The organism is Psychrobacter sp. P2G3, from assembly GCF_001593285.1.
Lineage (GTDB): Bacteria > Pseudomonadota > Gammaproteobacteria > Pseudomonadales > Moraxellaceae > Psychrobacter.
In genome coordinates, this window is the sequence record NZ_CP012529.1 from 728,264 (window position 1) to 750,850 (window position 22,587).

Annotated in this window: 22 protein-coding genes; 15 read left to right on the forward strand and 7 right to left on the reverse strand. The window is 42.2% G+C overall.

What is annotated here, in order from left to right:
- Nucleotides 1-14: 14 nt before the first annotated feature.
- Together AK823_RS03150 and AK823_RS03155 are read left to right on the forward strand one after the other, a co-directional pair.
- A complete protein-coding gene (locus tag AK823_RS03150; protein ID WP_068038965.1) occupies nt 15-1,196 on the forward strand; it encodes a dihydroorotase in 1,182 nt (393 codons plus the stop codon).
- Nucleotides 1,189-1,749 (forward strand): DUF2127 domain-containing protein, encoded by a 561-nt coding sequence (locus AK823_RS03155; RefSeq protein ID WP_068326106.1) that lies wholly within the window; start codon nt 1,189-1,191, stop codon nt 1,747-1,749. The genes AK823_RS03150 and AK823_RS03155 overlap by 8 nt, the downstream gene beginning before the upstream one ends.
- Nucleotides 1,750-1,901: 152 nt before the next feature.
- On the opposite strand, the gene AK823_RS03160 is transcribed toward AK823_RS03155, so the two are convergent.
- The 3 genes from AK823_RS03160 to AK823_RS03170 form a co-directional block, all read right to left on the reverse strand.
- On the reverse strand, nt 1,902-3,173 hold the full coding sequence (locus tag AK823_RS03160; RefSeq protein WP_068326109.1) for a sodium:proton antiporter: 1,272 nt from the start codon (nt 3,171-3,173) through the stop codon (nt 1,902-1,904).
- Between the two features lie 153 nt (nt 3,174-3,326).
- A complete protein-coding gene (locus tag AK823_RS03165; protein WP_068326120.1) occupies nt 3,327-4,946 on the reverse strand; it encodes a DUF2254 domain-containing protein in 1,620 nt (539 codons plus the stop codon).
- A gap of 83 nt (nt 4,947-5,029) precedes the next feature.
- Nucleotides 5,030-6,541 (reverse strand): YihY family inner membrane protein, encoded by a 1,512-nt coding sequence (locus tag AK823_RS03170; RefSeq protein WP_068034665.1) that lies wholly within the window; start codon nt 6,539-6,541, stop codon nt 5,030-5,032.
- 307 nt (nt 6,542-6,848) lie between these two features.
- Between AK823_RS03170 and wrbA the strand changes: the two genes are divergently transcribed.
- Nucleotides 6,849-7,466: an NAD(P)H:quinone oxidoreductase gene (gene wrbA / locus AK823_RS03175; RefSeq protein ID WP_068326123.1), complete on the forward strand. Its 618-nt coding sequence runs from the start codon at nt 6,849-6,851 to the stop codon at nt 7,464-7,466.
- Nucleotides 7,467-7,519: 53 nt separating this feature from the next.
- Entirely contained in the window at nt 7,520-8,002 is a 483-nt protein-coding gene (locus tag AK823_RS03180) for a hypothetical protein (RefSeq protein ID WP_068034668.1), read from the forward strand.
- Nucleotides 8,003-8,147: 145 nt separating this feature from the next.
- Here the strand turns inward: AK823_RS03180 and AK823_RS03185 are convergent, their stop codons facing one another.
- On the reverse strand, nt 8,148-8,918 hold the full coding sequence (locus tag AK823_RS03185) for a DUF3108 domain-containing protein (RefSeq protein WP_068326126.1): 771 nt from the start codon (nt 8,916-8,918) through the stop codon (nt 8,148-8,150).
- Between the two features lie 415 nt (nt 8,919-9,333).
- On the opposite strand from AK823_RS03185, the gene AK823_RS03190 reads away from it, so the two are divergent.
- From AK823_RS03190 to AK823_RS14010, 3 genes are all read left to right on the forward strand, one after another.
- Nucleotides 9,334-9,624: a co-chaperone GroES gene (locus tag AK823_RS03190; RefSeq protein ID WP_010196840.1), complete on the forward strand. Its 291-nt coding sequence runs from the start codon at nt 9,334-9,336 to the stop codon at nt 9,622-9,624.
- A 111-nt stretch (nt 9,625-9,735) separates the two neighbouring features.
- Complete coding sequence (gene groL / locus AK823_RS03195) at nt 9,736-11,385, forward strand: chaperonin GroEL (RefSeq protein WP_068326129.1); 1,650 nt, start codon at nt 9,736-9,738, stop codon at nt 11,383-11,385.
- Nucleotides 11,386-11,909: 524 nt separating this feature from the next.
- A complete protein-coding gene (locus tag AK823_RS14010; RefSeq protein ID WP_149031837.1) occupies nt 11,910-12,149 on the forward strand; it encodes a hypothetical protein in 240 nt (79 codons plus the stop codon).
- Between the two features lie 118 nt (nt 12,150-12,267).
- Here AK823_RS14010 and yaaA read toward each other — a convergent pair whose 3' ends face one another.
- Nucleotides 12,268-13,068, reverse strand: a complete 801-nt coding sequence (yaaA, locus tag AK823_RS03205) for a peroxide stress protein YaaA (protein ID WP_068326131.1) — start codon at nt 13,066-13,068, stop codon at nt 12,268-12,270.
- 303 nt (nt 13,069-13,371) lie between these two features.
- Between yaaA and AK823_RS03210 the strand changes: the two genes are divergently transcribed.
- From AK823_RS03210 to AK823_RS03235, 6 genes are all read left to right on the forward strand, one after another.
- Entirely contained in the window at nt 13,372-14,541 is a 1,170-nt protein-coding gene (locus tag AK823_RS03210; RefSeq protein WP_068326132.1) for a Re/Si-specific NAD(P)(+) transhydrogenase subunit alpha, read from the forward strand.
- Nucleotides 14,542-14,657: 116 nt separating this feature from the next.
- Entirely contained in the window at nt 14,658-14,996 is a 339-nt protein-coding gene (locus tag AK823_RS03215; protein ID WP_203226586.1) for a proton-translocating transhydrogenase family protein, read from the forward strand.
- A 14-nt stretch (nt 14,997-15,010) separates the two neighbouring features.
- Nucleotides 15,011-16,393 carry an NAD(P)(+) transhydrogenase (Re/Si-specific) subunit beta gene (locus tag AK823_RS03220; protein ID WP_203226587.1) on the forward strand — a complete coding sequence of 461 codons (1,383 nt, stop codon included), beginning with the start codon at nt 15,011-15,013 and terminating at the stop codon, nt 16,391-16,393.
- Between the two features lie 143 nt (nt 16,394-16,536).
- Entirely contained in the window at nt 16,537-17,088 is a 552-nt protein-coding gene (locus AK823_RS03225) for an acyl-CoA thioesterase (protein WP_068326136.1), read from the forward strand.
- A gap of 120 nt (nt 17,089-17,208) precedes the next feature.
- Complete coding sequence (iscX, locus tag AK823_RS03230; protein WP_011279849.1) at nt 17,209-17,418, forward strand: Fe-S cluster assembly protein IscX; 210 nt, start codon at nt 17,209-17,211, stop codon at nt 17,416-17,418.
- A 67-nt stretch (nt 17,419-17,485) separates the two neighbouring features.
- Nucleotides 17,486-18,037 (forward strand): GyrI-like domain-containing protein, encoded by a 552-nt coding sequence (locus AK823_RS03235; protein ID WP_068326138.1) that lies wholly within the window; start codon nt 17,486-17,488, stop codon nt 18,035-18,037.
- Between the two features lie 185 nt (nt 18,038-18,222).
- On the opposite strand, the gene dapE is transcribed toward AK823_RS03235, so the two are convergent.
- Complete coding sequence (gene dapE, locus AK823_RS03240) at nt 18,223-19,440, reverse strand: succinyl-diaminopimelate desuccinylase (protein WP_149031838.1); 1,218 nt, start codon at nt 19,438-19,440, stop codon at nt 18,223-18,225.
- Nucleotides 19,441-19,602: 162 nt separating this feature from the next.
- Nucleotides 19,603-20,370 (reverse strand): 2OG-Fe(II) oxygenase, encoded by a 768-nt coding sequence (locus AK823_RS03245; RefSeq protein ID WP_068326141.1) that lies wholly within the window; start codon nt 20,368-20,370, stop codon nt 19,603-19,605.
- 172 nt (nt 20,371-20,542) lie between these two features.
- Here AK823_RS03245 and rlmJ point away from each other — a divergent pair, with 172 nt between their 5' ends.
- Nucleotides 20,543-21,418: a 23S rRNA (adenine(2030)-N(6))-methyltransferase RlmJ gene (gene rlmJ, locus AK823_RS03250; protein ID WP_068326144.1), complete on the forward strand. Its 876-nt coding sequence runs from the start codon at nt 20,543-20,545 to the stop codon at nt 21,416-21,418.
- A gap of 10 nt (nt 21,419-21,428) precedes the next feature.
- Complete coding sequence (gene pssA, locus AK823_RS03255) at nt 21,429-22,301, forward strand: CDP-diacylglycerol--serine O-phosphatidyltransferase (RefSeq protein ID WP_227514107.1); 873 nt, start codon at nt 21,429-21,431, stop codon at nt 22,299-22,301.
- Nucleotides 22,302-22,587 lie beyond the last annotated feature (286 nt).

Genomic DNA, 22,587 nt, shown 5'->3' on the forward strand with positions numbered 1-22,587 from the left:
CTACTGATGCGCAGATGACAGATTTACTTCCTAATGCTTTCAAAAAATCGTTACCGAGTGAGGCGATTGCTAAACTGGCAAATCTTGAGGCTGGTCGAGAGACTTGGCTGCTACCACCACTGGTGGATTTGTGTGCGCGTCTGCGAGAGCCTGGTCAGCAACAGCATGGCACCCTAATTTCAGAAGGCCGTGCTGCCCGCGCTAATGGATTTTTGCATGTTATTACGCCACCCGATACAAGTCCTATCCTAGAAAATGGCTCGCTACTTAAAGGTCTTCGCGAACGTGCATTGCTCGATGGTGGTATCCATTTACATATTTTAGGCGCTTTGACTGAAGGCTTGCGAGGAGAAAATCCCTCGAATATCGCAGGTCTAAAAAAAGGTGGCTGTATCGCAGTCTCTAATGCGCGTAGGCCTTTTAGCAATGATTTGGTACTGCTACGCACCTTGGAGTATGCAGCAACCTTTGGCATGAAAGTATTCTTCTATCCTGATGAGGCAAGTCTGTCTGGTGATGGGGTAGCGCATGAAGGTTATATCGCCTCGTATCACGGACTACAAGGTATTCCTTGGATTGCTGAGACGGTAGCATTGTCCACCCAGTTACTGATGGTAGAAGAGACAGGCATTGCTGCGCATTTTAGTCAGTTATCCTGTAAGTCTTCAGTTGAGCTAATGCGCTGGGCGAAAGACAAAGGTCTGCCCGTGACTTGTGATGTGGCTATGCATCAGCTATATCTAACGGATGACAATCTAGAAGGCTTCAACGCCCAAGCTTATGTGCTACCGCCGTTGCGTAGTAACACGGATCAGCAAGCACTGCTTCGCGGGCTTAAAGATGGGACTATTGATGCAATTTGTAGTCATCACGAGCCTTTAAATTCTACCGCAAAAAAAGCCCCCTTTGCTGAGAGTACGCCTGGTATCTCAAACTTTGATACGTTTATGGCGCTAGCCTGTCAGTTAGTAAAAGATGAGGTGTTAACGCTAGAGCAGCTGGTAGACAAGATTTGCATTAACCCGGCACAAATTGCTGGTATAAGTAACAAATATGAAAGCATGGGCGGTGCAATATTGGTTGACCCTAACCTTGAATGGCAAGTGACGACAGATACTATGTTATCGAATGGCAAAAATACGCCATTCTTTAATCAGTACTTGCAAGGTCGAGTCGTGGAGACCTTCTTTGGCTAATTCGCCTCAGCAGAATGGTAACTTGCCACCATCTTCAGCCAGCAAAAACCATAAGTCTCTAGGAGATGATGACAATCTGCCGAGTAAAATGGATAGTGAGTCTAGTGAATCAATTAAGGCGGTGGCAATCTACGAGATTGTCAAAGGTACTGGTGCGCTGTCAGGTGCTTTTGCATTATGGTTTTGGCATACTGATCTAGAGCATTGGCTAGCCACGGCAACGGACTCATGGCAATATTATTTTGGAAACCTGCTGACCCCGCAGATTGACAGTGTTGTGCAACTGGCTCAGCAAGCAAGCAAAAATTGGCCACTTTTCATGCTATTGATTTTCGCTTACGTTAGTCTGCGTTTCATTGAAGCTTATGGATTATGGCAAGATAAGACCTGGGCATATTGGTTTAGTGTCATCGGTTATGGGATATTTATCCCTATCGAGTTGTACTACTTGATCATTAGCCCGTTTGATTGGTTCAAATTGGGTATTTTGGTGTTAAATATTATTATTGTGGTTGTGGTCTATCGCAATATGAAGCGAAAAGGGTTGATATAAAATGACACACGAACTTTATAATCGTCCTTTTGTAATCACCATAAATTATAGCTATCATAGAAATTCTAGTGTGAAAACCAGAGAGCCAGCATTAAAGATAATATCTAGTGCTGGCCCTTTTTTTACATAGCTTAGCCATAAATTGATTAAGCTTATAATCGATTTTGTTGCACAGGCTGGATCATTTTGGCAACTTTACCGATGCTTAGTCCTTGCACTAAGATAGAGAATACTACCACAGCATAAGTCAGTGCCAATAGAATGTCGCGCTCTGTTCCGGACGGCAGCTGTAATACTAAGGCAACTGAAATACCGCCACGCAGCCCGCCCCATGTCAGTACTTTCCAAGCACCTTCTGGTAGCTTCAATTGGCGGCTAAAGGTTTTAGTAGTCATGCCTACGACAATAAGGCGAGCAAGTAGGGCAATAATAATGGTCAAGCCACCAGCGATAAATAAATTACCTGAGTAGGCAATAACGACCACTTCAAGACCGATCAAGACGAATAAAATCGCGTTTAAAATCTCATCAATTAATTCCCAAAATAAATCAATATAATGGCGAGTCTTGTCACTCATTGCCAGCTCACGACCACGATTTCCGACCATTAAGCCCATCATCACCATCGCTAATGGTCCTGACAAATGCCAATGGCTGGCTAGCGCGTAACCACCTATCACGCCTGCAAGCGTCAATAGCACTTCTTCTTGATAGCTATCAATACTTTTAATCATGTAGTACAAAATGGCCCCGAGTATCAAACCAAAGATGATACCGCCACCCGCTTCAACAGCTAGAGTATGTGCCACATAATTAGCCGTTGGAATATCACCACTGGATAAAATGCCGAGCAATAAGACGAATATAACGACACCAATGCCATCGTTAAATAATGATTCGCCAGCGATGACAGTTTCAATGCTTTTTGGGGCACCTGCAGATGCTAAAATACCCATAACCGCAATAGGATCTGTAGGCGATATCAACGCGCCAAACAATAAGCACCAAATAAAAGGTAGCCCGAAGCCAAGTAACGGCAGCATAAAGTAAAGAGCAGTGGCGATAAGTACTGCTGACACGACGGTACCAATACAGGCAAGGATGCCAATCGGTAGTCTATAACGCTTCAAATCGCCAATATTTACGTGTAGAGCACCGGCAAATAAGAGCATGGAGAGCATGCCATCAAGCAATACTTCAGTGAAATCTAGCTGATCTAATAAACTAACCTCATAATCAATAAGCTGATCAAAGCCTAAAAAACCTAAAAATATCGCTACCATAGATAATACGATAGAGATGACCATCACACCGATAGTGGTTGGTAAACCAATAAAGCGGTGATTGATATAGGTCAATAAAGCGGTAATCGATAAAAAGATGGCGCTGATTTCGAGTATGGTTAGGCTGGTCGCAGATGCCATAAAAGAGGTCTCAAGTGAGTATAAAAATTGTCGTAAGGCTAAAGGTTATTAAGCCCAGATACCGTGCTGGTTTAGTTGCTTTAACCTTCACTTATATTCGTAACTAATATATAACTAAACCTGTGCTTATATATTCGACTACACCATAACTATCTATCTTGATTGTGTCTGTAAGGCTTTATAAATGTGCGCATCGAACTCGCTAATATATTCAAAATGTTGATGTTGAGCATTATCATCATGAATAAACTGCCGTGCTTGTTGACACATAGCCAGCAAATCCTCTACTAGCTCCCTATAACTTAGGTTGGCTTGACCCGCGTGTTCAATCAAAGTCAGCTCACGTAATAATGTTTGCCGCTGTGCGCTATTTACTCGAGCATAATTTAGATCAGTTACTGCCTGACAAAGTGCCTTTAACACCATTAAATCAGTAGTAGCATAACGACGTATTTCACCCAGCGAGGTTTCGATAAAATCAGATATTTTTGGCGTTCGGGTAACGAGAGCCAGTATTGCTATTCGTGGCTGATTAACCGTAATATCAGATTCATCCTTGTCTTTTGGTGGCGTATAAAAATGATAAGGGCTAGGTGGCTGCCGACGCATCATTAAGCTCAAGCAAATAGTTAAGGATTGCACACAGTTTACCGCTGTCTTAGGATCGTTAATACCAGGAGATAAGGCTCGTACAGCAATTTCAGTTATCTGTCCTAAGCTTGAGCCAATATCATTAGAGTATGCCGACTGGCGTTCAAAATGAAGACAAGTAGCAAAGCGTTGCCAAAATATTCCATCAGGTGTGTGTGGAGAGATTGCTAGCTGAGAGATTGTAGTCTTTTCTAGATTGCTTATATGACCTGCTGGGCGCTGATAAAAATGCCCTATGACGTTTTTATCAGTGACAAAATCACCGAGATTGGTATGTAATTGCACCACGCCGCCATAGTCTTTTGCTAGGGTAATGAGTGACTCAAAATACATCTGTTGTAGATAGCCTGAGCTTGGTGCATAGATAGGAGTAGCGCGCCAAGAATGATAATGTTCAATGTCACTATCCGCTACATCTTGCTGATGCTGAATATCGCAGTTATCGCTATACCAGTAATGAATGTTTTTGATAGTGTCATTACTGGCTCCTTGAATGACACGTGACGCTTGAATAGCATGCACCATATGCTGTACAAAATAAACCAACAACAATGCACAAACAATTGCCATAAAGATAGCAAAGGTTACTGATAGGTGCGGCACACCAAAATCCACATCATACTTATGAATAGATTTTAAAACCAACAAGCTATAGCTAAACGTACCGATGAAGGCACCAAGCACGAACTGATTTGATTTATCAGTCAGAAAGTTACGTAAGAGTCGTGGCCCAAACTGTGACGAGGCCATAGAAAGGACGGCAATGGTAATCGAAAAAGTGGTACCAGCTACGCCTAATACCGCTCCTGCAATCGTGGTCATAATAGATCTTGCAGAGGAATCATCACCTGTAAAAGCAAAACTAATATCCCTAACGGTTGCACGATCAAATTGTTGATCGATAGCGATGAACAAAGGTGCTAACAGTAATCCTGTCAGCACACAAGCAGTTGGAATGAACCAATAAGAGCCAATCAGCTGCTGCCATAGATTTCTTAAGCGATCAGGTAAGTCCGTTAGTGTCTGTAGCGACCATAACTGCGCAAACTGCTTTAGCCAATAGAGACTTGCCGTTAGTACACGTTTGAGCAGATTATCTTTTGTGTCGTCAGTCACTGCCATAGGCTCCAAAGGGTTTGTGATAGATTTTTTAATGTTTTCTAATGAAAGTTATTTAACAGCGTTACCTAATAAGGTTATAGCGCTTATCTATTTGCTTGTGGATTATCCGCTTCAGTAATGATATTGCCGCTAGTGTTGGCACTATTATTAGTTGTACCTTTATCGTCTTCCATACTGTCATTCGGAATTAAAATCTCGTTATTATTGTTATCGCATATTACATCACTGTCTTTATCATAAGCGGCTGCTTCAAAACGTAGTGCATCTCTATTGTCATCAACATGATGATTGGAAGTTTGTTCAGATGATTCTTTTTTATAATCTACTGGTGTTTTTTTGCGTGGCTGACTGTGAGAGAAAATCGCGGACAATGGTAAGTTAAGTTGTTCTTGAGCACAGGCTTCGGTATTCACAAATCGACGTACCAATAAGCTCAACCATGGTTGTTGATTTTCACTCTTCATCTCATCAAGCTCATCCTTGATTGGTAATGGATAAGGTAGGGTACGATAGAAGTCCCATAGCGTCATTCTGCTAAGGTCTTTTTTAAGTACGTAATCATCATCTTCAGTCATCGTAATGAGTTTGCTGTCCTTTAAGTAATTGATATAGGTATACCATTTGGGTAATTCTTTACGACCCAATACGTTACGTAGGTCTTGCTCGCTAACGGCATCGCCTTTTAGATGACTGGTGTACACCAAATTCAGCATATCAAGCAAGCTTAATAGTGGATGGCGTGGATAAACTTCCTCAGTCTCAAAAATGGTTAAGGTATAGCTAATCTCAACGCCTAATAGGATTAAATTCCACGATAAATATATCCATAGCAAGAAAATTGGCAAAGCAGCAAACGCACCATATATAGCTTCATAGCTGGTAAAGTTGCTCATCACTGTGCCGAAGATATGCTTTAGTAGCTCAAATACTACTGCAACAAATATACCAGCAATGGCCGCATTTTTTACGGGTACGCGTGCTTTAGGAATGAACCAATACATACCAATAAAGCCTGCAATCGTGACGCCGATAGAGACCATTTGTACCCAAAATGACCAATCAATACCATAGCCGCCAATTTGTTGATTCAAAAAGCTTAAACTCTGTACCGTACTAGAGGCAATGAATGCAGTACCCAGTACTAAAGGTCCCAAGGTGACGATGGTCCAATAGCGCAGCATACTCTTAATGCCGCCCGAACGATCTTCCACTCGCCAAATCTGATTAAAGGCGCGTTCAATAGTCGTTAAGGTTACGATGGTCGTGACAAATAAAATCATTGCCCCGATAGCCGTCAAGTTGGACGATTTTTCAGCGAAGCTATTGATATATTCACTGACTTGCATGCTTGATTGCGGTAGCAAGTTACTATAAATCACTTCATATATCTGCGCTCTGACTGAAGCAAGTGCGGGAACTGAAGATAAAATCATCAATAGTACGGTCAACATGGGTACAATTGATAGCATAGTGGTATAGGTAAGAGAGGCCGCTTTCTGTTGGCAATTATCTTCAAAAAAATGCCGTATTAAAAATCGCAAGAATTGAAACCAGCGTTGATGTGTAAACGGGATTTTTTTTAATAAGTTTTCCATGACGACCATTTAGCGAGGATAAGAGTGACAATAGTGTAACAAAAATGTGGCATCAGCATCTGCCACTTAATTGTGTCAAAATGCACACTAGCAACCGTTACAGGGTTTTATCTATACAATGTAGGGTATGCTTTGTTTGCATGTCAGTGAATGACTCGGGCATAATGTGCACGTCTATCAACAATGTTAAACACCCAATGCATGCGTAGCTTTTAATCTGGTAAATTCATAACAGGATAAAAAGCCCGCATGGTACGTAAGCTATTGCATATCATAATGTTAACGATTTTATAAGGAAGCTCTGCTAATGAGTCAAGCCAACCCATATATTTTGGTGCTCTATTACTCTAACCATGGTACGACTAAGACATTAGCATATGCTATCGCTCAAGGTATTGAAGAGGCTGGCATGACGGCACGTATTCGTACGGTGCCGACAGTTGCGCCTGAGACGACAGCAAGTAAGCCTGCTATTCCTGATGAAGGCGATCTTTATTGCACGATGGATGACTTAAAAGACTGTATGGGTCTTGCGCTCGGTAGTCCGACTCACTTTGGTAATATGGCCGCGCCCATGAAGTATTTTTGGGATAATACCGTTACTGTTTGGTTGGCTGGCAATCTACAAAACAAACCAGCTTCAGTATTTACGGCGACGGGCTCAATGCACGGCGGTCAAGAAACGACCTTACTTACCATGATGTTGCCATTAATTCATCACGGTATGATGATTATGGGTGTGCCATATGCAGAGCCAGCGTTGAACCGTACTCATCGTGGCGGCACACCTTATGGTGCAAGTCACGTCAGCGGTGCGTTACATGATCAACCTGTCTCTGATGATGAGCGCGAATTGGGTATCGCTCAAGGCCGTCGTCTGGCTATTAGTGCAACCGCATTAGCACAAGCCAACTGGAATCGCTAAGCTGCTCTGGTCTATTGCAGCACAATGCTCTAACTAGGAAATAAACGTATCTGATGGCTACTAACCGCTCCGATGGTAACAATCAGGCTAAAGTACCAGTAAAAAATTCTGGCAAGCCTGCTAAACCTAACAAACCTATTGCGCCTATCCGTCAACGCTTAATGCTTACTTGGCTAGTCTGGTTAATTTATAGATTGTTTGGGCTGCCTATTTTTATCAGTGCTCTTAATCCAAGCAGTCCTGATATTATTGGTGGTATTGCATGGCAAGCATTGTGGCTGGTGCCAGCGTTCATCTTAACGCCATGGGTAATGCGTGGTCGTTCACCCTATGCACTATTGGTAGGTAGTATGTTTACTTTGGTTTATTTAGGTGCGAGTGGCGTAGTGCTATTTACTCGTGCTTACGGAAGCAGCTCAGCTGAGATAGCCGTTTATTTAATCGATTTTATATTACTGCTAACCATCAACGTCTGGCTATTTATTTTGTTGAAACGTCTGCCCTCGATGAACAATGTAGTCAAGCAACCTCGCTAGCTACGCAGCCAGCTTCATATTTCCATATAAATTCAAAGCCATAAAAAAGCGGCACTCTGAATCAGAGTGCCGCTTTTTTTACGAGATGATTTCGACGTCAGTTAAGCTAGACCTCAGTTAAACTATAAGGTAGCTAATATAGCGCTTAATTAACCTTAGTCAATTCTAAGTCCATTTTCTTACCATCGTTAATTTGGCTCACTTTTACTGGTAAGTAATCTAAGCTTGGCGCTAACCAAAAACTGGTCGAGCGACTATTGTCATCATGGACACGATCGACACGGACAGTATCAAAAGTGCCTGCTGGTACAGTGATTTTAGTATTGCCAGATTTCTTAAATGGTGTCTTTTCAACCTTGTCTTTTTTTGCCATGTAATAGTTGCCAGAGAATTTACCATTCAATAAATCTTGGCGAATTTGCACTTCTAAGCTCAGATCATCAAAGGCTTGCTGCGCCATATTCATGGTTGTTGTCTTACCTTTATAATTACTAGCGACCTTTTTGCTACTTGGATTAAAATCTAGCTTGTGCGTACGGCCGATACCTAGGAGCTTGTAAGTCGTACTGGCCTGAGTTGGGCTAACGTTATTACCATTAATTGTGAACGCGCTATTTTGTGAGGCGCTAGCAACACCGGCCACGCGAGCTTTTACATTGTACTTCCAAGTATCGCCAGATTTGCTCAATGTACGATTTGCTGTACCTTTATACTTATCTTCAACCGTAAAGCTATAATCAGCATTTGATGGCTGAACGGTTTTTGCGCTGGCAAGGGTAGGTGCAGTCATACTTAAAGCTCCAATAGCAGCAATACTAGCACCTGTGGTTAAGGCCGCTAAAAACTTAGATTTATTGCGTTTGATGTTAGTAGAATCAGTGGTTGCTAATTTTTTATGTGTTGATAAAAAACTCATGAATATTCCTTAATTAGTATATGCCTAATATGTTGGCTTTTACTTATTGCTATTATTATTTTCTCAAGTCTTATAATGGTTATATATTGTTACATTTTCAAGGGTAGCAATAGTATTTGATGTTTGGCTCTTGTAGCTGATGTTGCCATCAATCTTCAAACTCTCATTATAAGTAACGCTTTGTGAGTAAGGTTACTGGTCAATGCGTGCTAATAACCCATTTACTCTAGTATTCTTGTAAATTTTTTGGGTTTACACTTGAAGCTATCTCCCATTGCCCCCACTTTTTGATACAAGCTCAAAGCTTATCTTTAGAATGCCATTTTTATACAGCGCTTCTGATAGATATTGGTATTGAGACTATTAATTCAAATAAACCCTTAAATTCAAATAACCAACTTTTGGAGTCATATCGATGAACATTCGTCCTTTACATGACCGTATCGTCGTCCGCCGCATAGAAGAAGAAACAAAAACTGCTGGCGGTATTTTATTGCCTGGTTCAGCACAAGAGAAACCATCACAAGGTGAAGTGCTAGCAACTGGTAACGGTCAGATTCGTGACAACGGTGAAACTCGCGCGTTAGATGTGAAAGCTGGCGACAAAGTTTTGTTCGGTCAATATGCTGGTCAAACTGTAAAAGTTGACGGCGAAGAACTACTTATTATGAAAGAATCTGATGTATTGGGTGTGTTAGAAGGCTAGTCCTTTTGGGTATATTTTTATACTCAGCACATTTTTGACAATTGGTTTTGTCAATACTAGATCGAATCATTCAATTGTATTCTCATACTTATAATAGTGGAGTAATTTAACATGGCAAAAGACGTAAAATTCGGCATAGATGCCCGTAAACAAATGATGGACGGTGTAAACGTTCTAGCAAACGCAGTACGAGTGACATTAGGTCCTAAAGGTCGTAACGTGGTAATCGATAAGTCATTCGGCGCGCCTACCATCACCAAAGATGGTGTTTCGGTTGCTAAAGAAATCGAGCTTGAAAACAAGTTTGAAAATATGGGCGCACAATTGGTACGTGAAGTAGCTAGCCGCACAAACGATGTTGCTGGCGATGGTACGACTACTGCAACGGTATTGGCTCAGTCAATCTTGCAAGAAGGCATGAAATCAGTTGCTGCTGGCATGAACCCAATGGATCTGAAACGCGGTATCGATAAAGCCGTTCGTGCTGCTGTTGAGCAAATTCATTTACTATCTACTCCAGCTGATGATTCAAAAGCGATTGCCCAGGTTGGTTCTATCTCTGCCAACTCAGACACCAAAATTGGTGAGTTGATTGCGCAAGCGATGGAAAAAGTCGGTAAGCAAGGCGTTATCACGGTTGAAGAAGGTTCAAGCTTTGAAGATACCTTAGAAGTCGTAGAAGGTATGCAGTTTGACCGTGGTTATATCAGCCCATACTTTGCTAATAAGCAAGACAGCTTAACCGCTGAGTTTGAAAACCCATATATCTTGCTTGTTGACAAAAAAATCAGCAATATCCGTGAGATCGTGCCATTACTTGAGCAAGTCATGCAGCAGAGCAAACCGTTGCTAATCATTGCTGAAGACGTAGAAAACGAAGCATTAGCAACTCTAGTTGTGAACAACATGCGTGGCGGCTTAAAAACTTGTGCCGTTAAAGCACCAGGTTTTGGCGATCGTCGTAAAGCAATGCTAGAAGATATCGCAACGCTAACTGGCGGTACGGTTATCTCTGAAGAGATTGGTCTAAGTTTAGAAACTGCGACGCTAGAGCAACTTGGTACTGCTAAGAAAGTTACTGTCGGTAAAGAGAACACTGTCATCGTTGATGGCGCTGGTAACAAAGCAGATATCGAAAATCGTGTTGAGTCTATCAACCGTCAAATCGAAGAGTCTACTTCTGACTACGATAAAGAAAAGCTACAAGAGCGTGTTGCAAAACTGGCAGGCGGCGTAGCAGTTATTAAAGTAGGTGCTGCGACTGAAACTGAAATGAAAGAGAAAAAAGACCGTGTTGATGATGCGCTACATGCGACTCGTGCAGCGGTTGAAGAAGGCGTTGTCCCTGGCGGCGGTGTTGCATTAGTTCGTGCGATGAATGCATTGTCTGAGCTACGTGGCGATAACGACGACCAAAACGCGGGTATCAATATCTTACGTCGTGCAATGGAAGCACCATTACGTCAAATCGTGACCAACTCTGGTGAAGAAGCGTCAGTTGTGGTTAACGAAGTGAAGAGTGGTAGTGGTAACTACGGTTACAACGCTGCTTCTGGCGAATATGGCGACATGCTTGATATGGGTATTCTTGATCCAGCTAAAGTTGCTCGTTCAGCACTAGAAAACGCGGCATCTGTTGCCGGTCTAATGCTCACGACCGAAGTCATGATTACTGATTTACCGCAAGGTGATGATGGTATGGCTGGCATGGGTGCTGGCGGTGGAATGGGCGGTATGGGTGGAATGGGCGGCATGATGTAACTTATGCCTCGACTAAATTTGTACGACGTTGTTAACCTCGTTCGATGTACTATAAGTACAATCTTCACTTGGTTGCCTAGTCTTACTGTTTTAGTCAAACCATAAAGTGCTTTTTGCTAGAAATGTGATTGTTTTCATACATTTTTAGTTGAAAAGAAAAACCGATGAGCATCGAGCTTATCGGTTTTTTTATGTTTATGTTTTTTTATTGCACTAAACCTTCTTTTAAGTAATATTATTTTACAATTAACTATAAATTAACCTAATAGTCTATGAAAGGTTTCTAAGTGTAAAAATTGTAATTTTTTGAAAAGTGTATTATTCTTCATACCGTTTATAGGAAACCATATACTTGAAGAAATAGAAGGAAATAATAATTGAAGAAGAGATTATCAAATACACTGTTAGCATTGGTTGCCGTTTCTATGCTAGGAGGTTGTGCCAGCAAATCTACGAAAATTTCTGCGGCTTATGTATCTCCAAATGAGTACGCTAGTCTTAGTTGTGTCGCTTTGGAACGTGAAATGCGAGACATATCGCAAAGAGTAGCTACGATTACTGGACAAGTGGATAAAGAGGCATCGGCTGATGCTTGGCAAATGGGCCTTGGGTTAGTGCTATTTTGGCCTGCTCTCTTCTTTTTAGAAGGAGGTGATGGAGCACTGCAATCTGAGTACAGCTTGCTAAAAGGTAAGTATGAAGCAGTTTCGAAACAATACAACAGAAAAGGGTGTGCTGATACTATTGAAGAGCCGACCGAATAGTTTTATATAACTATATATTCTAAGTAGTACGAGACTTTTTATTCAACCGAGTTAAAAACCCCGATAGGCTAAGCTTATCGGGGTTTTCTATGCAAGTTTATTATGTAGTAGCTAATGATTACGCATCCACCTCATCCCGTCGAAAAGTCCACGTCTTATCATCAGACAGCTCATCGACATAATAATATCCTGCCAAGTCAAAATTCTTTAATTGCTCAGCCTTGGTCAATTTATTGTCAGCAGCATACTTCACCATCAATCCACGGGCTTTTTTGGCGTAAAAGCTAATTACCTTATATTGACCGTTTTTTTCATCTTCAAATCGTGGCGTGATGATTTCAGCATTCAACGCTTTCTTTTTTACAGATTTAAAATATTCATTAGAAGCCAAATTAATTAATACCTTGTCATCGCTATCAGCCATTTGCTTGTTGATAGTGTCAGTCACTTCCTCGCCCCAAAATTCATATAGGTTATCACCGCGCTCATTTTTCAGCTTAGTGCCCATCTCTAAACGATACGGCTGAATCAAATCTAGTGGTTTTAATACGCCATAGAGACCTGACAAAATACCTAAATGCTCATTGACGTAAATAGCCGTTTCTTTATCCATGTTATACATATCGAGACCCGTATAGACATCTCCATCGAACAAATAACCTGCTGGTTTTGCATTTTGATCATTAAATGGCTTATTTTTGCTCCAGCTCCATTGTTGATTGCGCTCAGCATTGAGCTGGGCCAAATCGTCAGAGATGCTCATCAGTTCTTGCAAATCAATCGGTTCTTTCGATTTTAGTATTTTAATCAACTCTTGCGAATGTTCTATAAGCTCAGGCTGACTGTAATGATTGCCTAGGTTTACGGGAATATCATCTTTTTCATTCAAAGACTTGGCAGGGGAGAGTACAAAATACATAGTCATTCCTTGTGATTTATGAGATCGAAAAAATAAAAATTTCAAATATAGCAATAAAGATTATATAAATGGTATAAATACATAACTTTTTATTTACTTATGGGTCATCATTAGACAATGAAAGTTAGCAAACGATGTCTCTATAATAAAAACACATGATGGAAAACAGTTAGTCATTTATTATATTGATAATATTGGTGCAACTCTCTAATGTAAGCGTTGACCAAAATTTTCGCCCTATGCATCTCATCATTTAAATAATCTGTGCATAGGTCAGTAATGTATTCAGAGTAAGGAGACGGTATGAAAATCGGTGTCATCAGTGCAGATATCGCACAAGAAAGCCGCGTAGCGCTAACCCCAGATGCAGTCAAAAAGCTGCGTAAGCTTGGGTTTGAAGTCGTCATCCAGTCAGGTGCAGGTCAAGCAGCTTATTATGCTGATGAGTTGTATCAGGCTGCTGGTGCCGATATTGCAGATAGTAGCGCTGAGGTAGTCAACCAGTCTCAAATTATTACCACGGTCAATGACTTACCTGCTACAACTACTGACAGCTTAAAATCTGGTCAGATTGTCATTGGTATGCTCGATCCTTACCGTAATACTCAGCTAGATACTTATGCTGCCAAAGGGGTAACGGCATTTGCCATGGAGCTATTGCCACGCACTTTATCACGTGCACAGAATATGGACGTCTTGTCATCGCAAGCCAACCTTGCCGGTTATAAAGCCGTATTGCTCGCGGCCAATGAGTATTCCCGTCCTTTCCCAATGTTTATGACTTCAGCTGGTACCGTTAAACCTGCCAAAGTTGTTATCTTAGGCGTAGGAGTTGCAGGTTTGCAAGCCATTGCTACTGCCAAGCGCTTAGGTGCAGTCGTTGAAGCCAGTGACTTACGTCCTGCAGCTAAAGAGCAAGTCGAATCCTTAGGCGGTAAATGGCTTGATGTACCGATGAGTGAAGACGAAGCGCAAAAAGCTAAAGCAACTGGTGGCTATGCGTGGACACCCTCAGAGCAGTATATCAAAGACCAAGCAGCTGTGGTGGACAAAGCCTTAAGCAATGCCGATATCGTCATTACCACTGCGCAAATTCCTGGCCGTCAAGCACCGCGCTTGGTACATCAAGCGACCCTTGCGAAGATGAAGGCAGGCTCAGTGCTGATTGATATGGCTGCTGGAACGGGCGGTAACGTAGAAGGTAGTGTGCCAGATGAAACCATTACCACTGCCAATGGCGTGCGTATCGTCGGTGCGGCCAACATTCCATCGATGTTAGCGGCGCAGTCTTCAGATTTATATGCCAATAACCTTGTCAATTTTATCACGACCTTAATTGCCTCTGAAGAAACTACGGAAGCGACAGACAATGCTGCATCAAACAAGCTGGCACTGAACTTAGATATGGAAGATGAGATTCAGGGCGCACTGGCAGTGACGCATGAGAGTCAGGTTCGCCTTGCTAAACGCTAAATCTTGACTGCCTATCACTACACACTTTGTCATCATACATTTGCCAGTAATGAATAAAATTTTAGGAGGATAAGATGATTGCCACTGTTTTAGCTGCGGCGCCAGCTGGTGCGGCCATGAGTAGCACACCATTTGTAGCGATTTTCACTGTATTTGTACTCGCTATTTTTGTCGGATATTACGTCGTTTGGGGCGTTACGCCTGCATTACACACACCATTGATGGCCGTAACCAACGCCTTATCAAGTATTGTCATCGTCGGTGCGATGCTACAGACGGTCACGATTGATGGCGCGATATTTACGCCAACCAGTTTGCTTGGTGCATTTGCGGTATTTTTAGCCAGTATTAATATTTTCGGTGGTTTTGCCGTGACTGAGCGTATGCTCGCGATGTTTAAACCAAAACCGAAAAAAGCACCAGTGGTAACGACTGAAAATGGAGGCGATGCATGAGCGATTTAACAAATATGATTTCTGCGAATGCTGACTGGTTCTATCTAATCGGTGCCATTCTTTTCGTTTTAACCCTTCGAGGTTTATCTAGCCCAAAGACCGCTATTCGCGGTAACCGCTTTGGTATGGTTGCGATGGCAATTGCAGTAGCAACGACATTCTTCTTAGCAGAAGGCCCGGTGCTGTGGTTGATTATTGGTGCGATGATTTTAGGTGCACTTGTCGGCATGTGGAAGGCAAAAACGGTTGCGATGACCCAAATGCCAGAAACGGTCGCTTTAATGCACTCATTTGTCGGTTTGGCAGCGGTAGCGATTGCGTTGGCAACGGTACTGCATACTGAACAACAGCATGGTGCGGTTGCTCGTGTCGAATTATTCATCGGTTGTTTCATCGGTGCGATTACTTTTTCTGCCTCGGTCTTTGCTTTTGGTAAATTGGCGGCAAAGAGTTGGGCGAAGACCTTGGTTGGCGGCTGGGTTAAACCTGTCCAAGCGCTATTGTTCATTGCGATGATTGGTTTCGGTGGGGTGTATTTCGTTACTGATTCATTACCCGCTTTTTATGCGATGGCAGTGATTGCAGTCATCTTTGGTTGGATGTGGATTGCCCCAATCGGTGGCGGTGATATGCCAGTAGTTGTATCACTATTGAACTCATTCTCAGGTTGGGCAGCAGCAGGTATTGGTTTTACCCTTGGCAACTCAATGTTGATTATCGCAGGTTCGCTAGTCGGTTCATCAGGTGCGATTTTATCTTATATCATGTGTAAAGCCATGAACCGCTCATTACTCAACGTTCTATTCGGCGGTATGGGTACGGCAGCAGTGGCGGCAGGCGGTGATGATGGCGCGCCAAAGAACTATAAAGCGGGTTCAGCAGAAGATGCTGGTTTCTTAATGGCCAACGCAAGTAGTGTCGTTATTGTACCGGGTTATGGTATGGCGCAAGGTCGTGCACAGAATGCGGTCAAAGAGTTATATGAGCTGCTAAAAGAAGAAGGCGTTAACGTTCGTTTTGCCATCCATCCAGTTGCTGGTCGTATGCCAGGACACATGAACGTCCTATTGGCGGAAGCGGATGTACCTTATGATGATATCCTTGAGATGGATGAGATTAATTCAGACTTTGCTAGTACTGACGTGGTCTTGGTCATCGGTGCAAACGACGTGGTAAACCCCTCTGCGAAAGATGATCCATCGTCGCCAATTTTCGGTATGCCTATCCTAGAAGTCACCAAAGCCCAAACGATTATGGTCATCAAGCGTTCGATGAGTACCGGTTACGCTGGCCTCGACAACAGCTTGTTTTATATGGACAAAACCATGATGATCTTTGGCGATGCGAAGAAGATGGTAGAAGAGATGGTACGTAGTATTAACGGCGCAGGTCATTAATTTCTAAAATCGGTTTTTAAACACAATTTTTAAACATAAGTTTGCAAATAAAAAAGTCACTGAGGTGGCTTTTTTTGCGTTAAGGTAGACAACATTTATACTCAATTGCTATTCATACAAAATAAGAGTTAAGAGAATCAATTATGAACATGTTGATACGTTTTTTTATTATGGCCAGTTTGCTAAAACAGCAACTCAAAAAGCAGTCAGTCAGCGAGCGTCTTAGTGTGGAAACCTTGACCGCACCAACTGTCCGTCACTATCGAATATTACCGCATGACATGGGCTTTCGTGATCATCTGCCTAATTATCGCTATTTGTCTTTTATTGAGCTCAATGTTACCCGCTGGCTAATGGCGTGCTGCCATCAAAAAGGTATCAAACCTTTAAACTGGGTTATCGCCATGCAAGAGATGATTTACCTCAAAGAGATTAAGTTTTTAGCTAAGATGACTGTCAGTAGTAAGCTTGTTGGTTGGGATAAGAAGTATGTTTATTTCGAGCATCGCTTCTTTGTAAAAAGCCAGCTAATGGGGGTTGGTATGACTAAGTTTGTATTGATGGATAAAAAGGGCAAGTGCACGCCAGATGTATTGGATATGACAGGCGAGCAGCTGACCGATGTCATTAACTCGTGGAATAAGCATCAAGTGGCTGTCAAATCCGCTCAATCTGCTGATTCTACTAAAGTATGAGAGTCTGCATAACGAACTTGGCTATAATCATCTAGCGAAGTTTGGTAGGATAGAGTCTATTCAATTGACAAACAATTCGTTAAGATTTTTTCCTAAAATTATAAAAGTTAAGGAACCATTATGACCCCGCAAAAATTAAAATGGACAGACAGCTTAGATATCGCTATTGAGCTTTATGAAAAATTCCCAGAGACTGATCCACAGTACATACGCTTTACTGATTTGCATCGCTGGGTGACCGAACTTGAAGGCTTTGATGATGACCCGCAACGCTCAAATGAAGGCATCTTAGAAGCCATTCAGATGAACTGGATTGATGAAGCCGACTAGTTCGACTCTCCTAACTTAAGTAAAATCTCAAATATAAAATTGAATAAATAAACAGGATAGGAAGCACATGACTTCACAAATCAAAGAGCTACCCGAAGCGATAGTTTGTAAAGGTATCAGTGTTCGTACCACGAACAACGCAGAAATTAGCCATGATACTGCCAAATTGGGTAGATTGTGGCAAAAGTTTTATCAAAACCATGTGGAGCATCTCTCTAAAGGTGAGGATATTTATGGTGTCTTTCATAACTATGAGAGCGATGATTTAGTAGGCGCTTTCGATGTAGTAGCGAGCTGGAAGGTAAAAAGCGAGCCAGTAGAAGGGCAGGATAGTGACGAAGACAGTAATGAAGACAGCAACGTTCTTAGTGCTGCAAACATCCTTAGCGCTGCTCATTCTAGCGATGTCGTAACAGCCACTATTCCTGCTGGTAAATATATGGTGTTTACCGAAGAAGGTAGAATGCCTAATACGGTGATGAATGCTTGGGAGAAGGCTTGGACATATTTTAATGACCCAAGCTCTGAGCATACACGCACTTATAATGTTGATTTTGAGCATTATATTGGTGGTAATTTAGAGTATGGACAAGTAGATCTATATATTGGTATTGAGTAGAGCTATTAGTTCGATAAGCCAGCAAAGTATAGCTATCACTCAAAAATTAGTGTCGAAAAACATGATGATACATGGGTTAACACTGTAGGTTAGTGAGCAGATTAAGTTGCTTTCGACCAAGAATTAATAATAAAAAAGCGCCAAATCTAAATGAGATGGCGCTTTTTTGCTTTTATCACTTATGACTAATCCAGCAATAAATTCTCCAAAATCCCTTCATATATCTGCGCCAATTTACCCAAGTCATCCACTTCTACCTTTTCATCAACCTGATGAATAGTCGCATTACGCACACCAAGCTCAACGACTTGCGCACCAGTCGGAGCGATAAAGCGTCCGTCAGAAGTGCCACCAGAGGTTGATAGAGTAGCGTCAACGTCAGTGACGGCTTTAATCGCTTGTTGACACGCTGAGACCAATTTACCTTCTGGCGTCAAAAAAGGCTGACCAGATAACTTCCAATGGATATCATAACTTGCCTTGCTGTCTTTAAAATATTTATCAAATATCGCATGGGTCTTTGCTTTTAGCTCATCTTCGGTGGTTTCTGTTGAAAAGCGGAAGTTAAAGATAACTTCAAGCGTCTCAGGAATGACATTGGTTGCGCCCGTGCCACTATTAATATTTGAGATTTGTAGAGAAGTCGCAGGGAAGTAATCGTTACCAGCATCCCATGTCGCAGCCGTTAATTCAGCCAATGCTGATGTTGCCGCATGAATAGGATTAGACGCGAGGTGCGGATAGGCGACGTGACCTTGCTTGCCAGTGACGGTTAGCACTGCACCCAATGAGCCACGGCGACCGTTTTTAATGATATCGCCAAGGGTATCGGTACTTGACGGCTCGCCAACTAAGCAATACGTGATTTTTTCGTTACGCGCTTCTAAGGTTTCAATGACTTTGACCGTGCCATTAATAGACGGACCTTCTTCATCTGAGGTGATTAAGAAGGCGATAGAACCATTATGCTCAGGATGGTTAGCGACGAAACGTTCGGCTGCGATAGTAAAGGCGGCAATTCCCGTTTTCATGTCAGCAGCACCGCGAGCCCATAGATAGCCATCAACGATGGTTGGGGTAAATGGTGGATAGGTCCAATTATTGACATCGCCAGTTGGCACGACATCGGTATGACCAGCAAAACAAATAACTGGATCGGCTTTGCCACGGCGTGCCCATAAGTTTTTAACTTCCGCGTGCTCGCCAGTCTTATCTCTATCGCCAAAATACATAAACTCGCAATCAAAGCCAGCTTGCTCTAGTCGAGCTAACAATATATCTTGGCAGCCGTCATCATCTGGCGTGACTGAAGGACGCTCAAGAAGTGCAATGCTTAAGTTCAATGTTGCTTGTTGATGGCTTTCTTGTTGATGAGTCATGTTTTGATTATGAGAGTCAGACATTGATAAACCTTTTATTCTCTAGTTGAATTATTAATCTACTTCAAACCATATGGCTTTATTGGCGTAGGCTGGGTTTTTAACCCAGCTTTAGAACTAAACAAGATATTGTATTTATAAACAGTGAGTAATGATTGTAGTAAGTGGCATTAATTAGATAGCAATTTAACTGCCTTCTTCAACAAAAGGTATTAAACCATCTCGGCGCATCCACGTCGCAATCGAATAGCGCTGACGATGGGCGATTTGCACTTGATGTTGTAAGTCACTATCAAATATGACTAGTCGATTGGCAACAGGCATCACATCATGATGGACTCCATGTTTATCGACGACTTCTAATGCACCGCCGTCACTGGCTGCCCATTCATCATTAAGATAAAACACCGCGGAGATAACGCGTTCATCGCGACCAGCCGGATTATCACTATGCCATTGATAGCCAAAGCCCACTGGATAGCAGGCATAATGCGCTTCACTATGGCGAATACCAGCGAACAAGCTACGATTAAACAGCATGCCAAGCGCATTGATGCTTTGCAGATAAAAATAGCCGGCAAAGAAGTTCTCAGTGATCCAGCGGATGCGATCACCACGAATATCACTGATACGCACACCCGCCGTTAGCTCTGCATCACGATAGTCAATAAAACCGCTTTCCGCTTGCAAGGCTAATAATGCTGTATGCTCAAATATGTCATCGATAACTATCCAACCATCATCCACGAACTTATCAAGTTGCGTATCCGTCAGCTTATCTTCCCAGCTCACATCAAAGTCGGACATTTGCAAGATATGTTGGGTTGCCAACTTATTGCTCGTTTTATCGCTTCCCATATCAGCGCATGGCGCAAGTAATGGCGGATTATCAGGACCTATCGGATGATCAACCACCAGCTCTGTCACATTCAGGTTGCTAATAATTTTCGTCATTTCACCTCGTTCTTTTGTTAATATTGAATCAATCATCAAATAACTATCAATTAGTCATTAATCATTTGGTGTTTATGGCCTTTTTGTTGAAGCTACTTACCAAAACCACATTATCTTTTACTCTGCCTATGCTACCATAGATGCAATTTTTCTTATTTAAACTTTTGAGATTATGAACTATAAACACGCCTACCACGCTGGTAACTTTGCTGATGTGGTTAAACACATTTTATTAGTACAACTACTTAATCAACTGGGTCAAAAAGACAAGCCTTTTTATGTGCTCGACGCTTATGGTGGCCGCGGTCTGTATTCGCTTAGCAGTGAAGAAGCACGTAAGACAGGGGAGGCCAAAGGCGGTATTCAGGCTTTGTTAAAAGCGGATACCGAAAAAGCACCAGCTGCTGTCAAAGATTATATGGAAGGCATCAAGCAAGCCAAATTCACTTATGATAGTAAAGTCTATCCTGGCTCACCGTGGTGGATTGCTCATCATGTCGAAAAGAATCCAGACGCTGGCGTTCGTGGTGAAGCATTTGAGGCAAAAGCTAGTGAATATGATGCGTTGAACTATCAATTGCATAAGCTACCAATTGGTATACAGCATCGTGATGCTTTTGAAGGTATTACGGCGGTTATTCCACCAAAAGAAAAACGTGGTCTAATTTTTCTTGATCCTCCTTATGAGCAAGAGCATAAAGACTTCACGCGCCTTATCAATCTGCTAGTCGCTGCTTATAACAAGTGGCCACAAGGCACTTACGCATTATGGTTCCCAATCAAGAATGTCGAAGCGGTAGAGCTGTTTTATAAGAAGCTGAAGCGTACTGAGATGAGACGTCAGCTGGTCTGTGAGCTTAATATCTATCCTAATGATGTTGCGGTTGGTCTTAATGGTACAGGTATGCTCATTATCAATCCGCCATGGCAGTTTGATAACCAAGCGCGTGAGATATTGCGTTTCCTACAGCCTGCTCTAAAAGTAGCTGATGCTCCAGACTTAACTCCTGATAGTGCGACCAGTGTACGCTGGCTAGTTGGCGAATAAGGATAGCGTTATGACGACTGAGCAACCACCCCATAAGAGCCTAAATGATAGCGCAGCTACTCAGCCGCCTTTTGTTGACGAGCATGAATTCAACATTCGCTTAGCGGATAATGACAATTATGATGGTTTGACTTTTGAGGTGATTGAAACAGAAGTTGCAGAAGGTAAACCTGTGGTCAGTCGCGGTGTCTATTTGGCACCCAATTTGATTACAACCTTATCGCTATTGTCTGGTTTTTACTCGATTCTAGCCAGTACCCAAGGCGAATTTTATAAGGCATCTTTAGCGATTTTCTTATCGGCTATCCTCGATGGCGCTGATGGTAGAGTCGCGCGTATGCTGAATGCGCAAAGCCCTTTTGGTGAGCAGTATGATTCTCTGGCTGATATGTTAGCCTTTGGCGTTGCACCTGCTATCTTGATTTATAGCTTCGCTTTAGAGCCCTTAGGTCGTATTGGGCTTGGTTGCGCCTTTGTCTTTACCGCTTGTGCCGCTTTCCGCCTCGCACGTTTTAATGTTCAGGTTGGAATTGTCGATAAAAAGTACTTCGTAGGTTTGGCAAGCCCACTTGCTGCGATTTTGGTAACAGCTGCTGTGATGGTTGCCGTCGATCATAATGAGTGGGTCGGGCAGTATGATACGCAGGTCATGTTATTGTTTGCTGCTTGGGTAGTCATTTGCGGCTTGTTAATGGTTAGTAATATAAAGTACTACAGTTTTAAAGAGTTTGATAAAAGAAAAGTCCCGTTTGTGGTTCTTATTGTAGGCGTATTAGTCATGAGCATCGTGCTGTATGACATACCCGTAGGTATTTTAGCGATTGGTATCATTTATGCTTTGTCGGGTGTATTTACCACTCTAAAGGCCAAAGCCGGACATTAATATGATTGGAAGGTTCTGCTGTATCTCTTATAAGAGTTAAGAATGTAAGACATAGACCCAAAAAAACCGCTTATTTTTAATAGGCGGTTTTTTTGTGCGTTTTATTTGGTAAGAGGGGTTTTTATACATGGCTATAAGTTTTGGTCTTTTCGGCTCTCAATAAATCTGCTTTAAGCCATGTTTCAATTCATCATATCCCGCCTACCGTTTATCCGTAATATTGTGTTTTTTCTTTACAAATTAAAAGTGTTTTTGATACATTGGAAATATAAGTTTACAAATATAC

What these genes read in the sequence shown, in the direction of transcription:
- AK823_RS03150 (WP_068038965.1), top strand. Translation starts at nt 15, where the DNA reads ATGACAGATTTACTTCCTAATGCTTTCAAAAAATCGTTACCGAGTGAG.
- AK823_RS03160 (WP_068326109.1), bottom strand. Translation starts at nt 3,173, where the DNA reads ATGGCATCTGCGACCAGCCTAACCATACTCGAAATCAGCGCCATCTTT.
- AK823_RS03165 (WP_068326120.1), bottom strand. Translation starts at nt 4,946, where the DNA reads ATGGCAGTGACTGACGACACAAAAGATAATCTGCTCAAACGTGTACTA.
- AK823_RS03170 (WP_068034665.1), bottom strand. Translation starts at nt 6,541, where the DNA reads ATGGAAAACTTATTAAAAAAAATCCCGTTTACACATCAACGCTGGTTT.
- wrbA (WP_068326123.1), top strand. Translation starts at nt 6,849, where the DNA reads ATGAGTCAAGCCAACCCATATATTTTGGTGCTCTATTACTCTAACCAT.
- AK823_RS03180 (WP_068034668.1), top strand. Translation starts at nt 7,520, where the DNA reads ATGGCTACTAACCGCTCCGATGGTAACAATCAGGCTAAAGTACCAGTA.
- AK823_RS03185 (WP_068326126.1), bottom strand. Translation starts at nt 8,918, where the DNA reads ATGAGTTTTTTATCAACACATAAAAAATTAGCAACCACTGATTCTACT.
- AK823_RS03190 (WP_010196840.1), top strand. Translation starts at nt 9,334, where the DNA reads ATGAACATTCGTCCTTTACATGACCGTATCGTCGTCCGCCGCATAGAA.
- groL (WP_068326129.1), top strand. Translation starts at nt 9,736, where the DNA reads ATGGCAAAAGACGTAAAATTCGGCATAGATGCCCGTAAACAAATGATG.
- AK823_RS14010 (WP_149031837.1), top strand. Translation starts at nt 11,910, where the DNA reads ATGCGAGACATATCGCAAAGAGTAGCTACGATTACTGGACAAGTGGAT.
- yaaA (WP_068326131.1), bottom strand. Translation starts at nt 13,068, where the DNA reads ATGTATTTTGTACTCTCCCCTGCCAAGTCTTTGAATGAAAAAGATGAT.
- AK823_RS03210 (WP_068326132.1), top strand. Translation starts at nt 13,372, where the DNA reads ATGAAAATCGGTGTCATCAGTGCAGATATCGCACAAGAAAGCCGCGTA.
- AK823_RS03215 (WP_203226586.1), top strand. Translation starts at nt 14,658, where the DNA reads ATGAGTAGCACACCATTTGTAGCGATTTTCACTGTATTTGTACTCGCT.
- AK823_RS03220 (WP_203226587.1), top strand. Translation starts at nt 15,011, where the DNA reads ATGATTTCTGCGAATGCTGACTGGTTCTATCTAATCGGTGCCATTCTT.
- AK823_RS03225 (WP_068326136.1), top strand. Translation starts at nt 16,537, where the DNA reads ATGAACATGTTGATACGTTTTTTTATTATGGCCAGTTTGCTAAAACAG.
- iscX (WP_011279849.1), top strand. Translation starts at nt 17,209, where the DNA reads ATGACCCCGCAAAAATTAAAATGGACAGACAGCTTAGATATCGCTATT.
- AK823_RS03235 (WP_068326138.1), top strand. Translation starts at nt 17,486, where the DNA reads ATGACTTCACAAATCAAAGAGCTACCCGAAGCGATAGTTTGTAAAGGT.
- dapE (WP_149031838.1), bottom strand. Translation starts at nt 19,440, where the DNA reads ATGTCTGACTCTCATAATCAAAACATGACTCATCAACAAGAAAGCCAT.
- AK823_RS03245 (WP_068326141.1), bottom strand. Translation starts at nt 20,370, where the DNA reads ATGACGAAAATTATTAGCAACCTGAATGTGACAGAGCTGGTGGTTGAT.
- rlmJ (WP_068326144.1), top strand. Translation starts at nt 20,543, where the DNA reads ATGAACTATAAACACGCCTACCACGCTGGTAACTTTGCTGATGTGGTT.
- pssA (WP_227514107.1), top strand. Translation starts at nt 21,429, where the DNA reads ATGACGACTGAGCAACCACCCCATAAGAGCCTAAATGATAGCGCAGCT.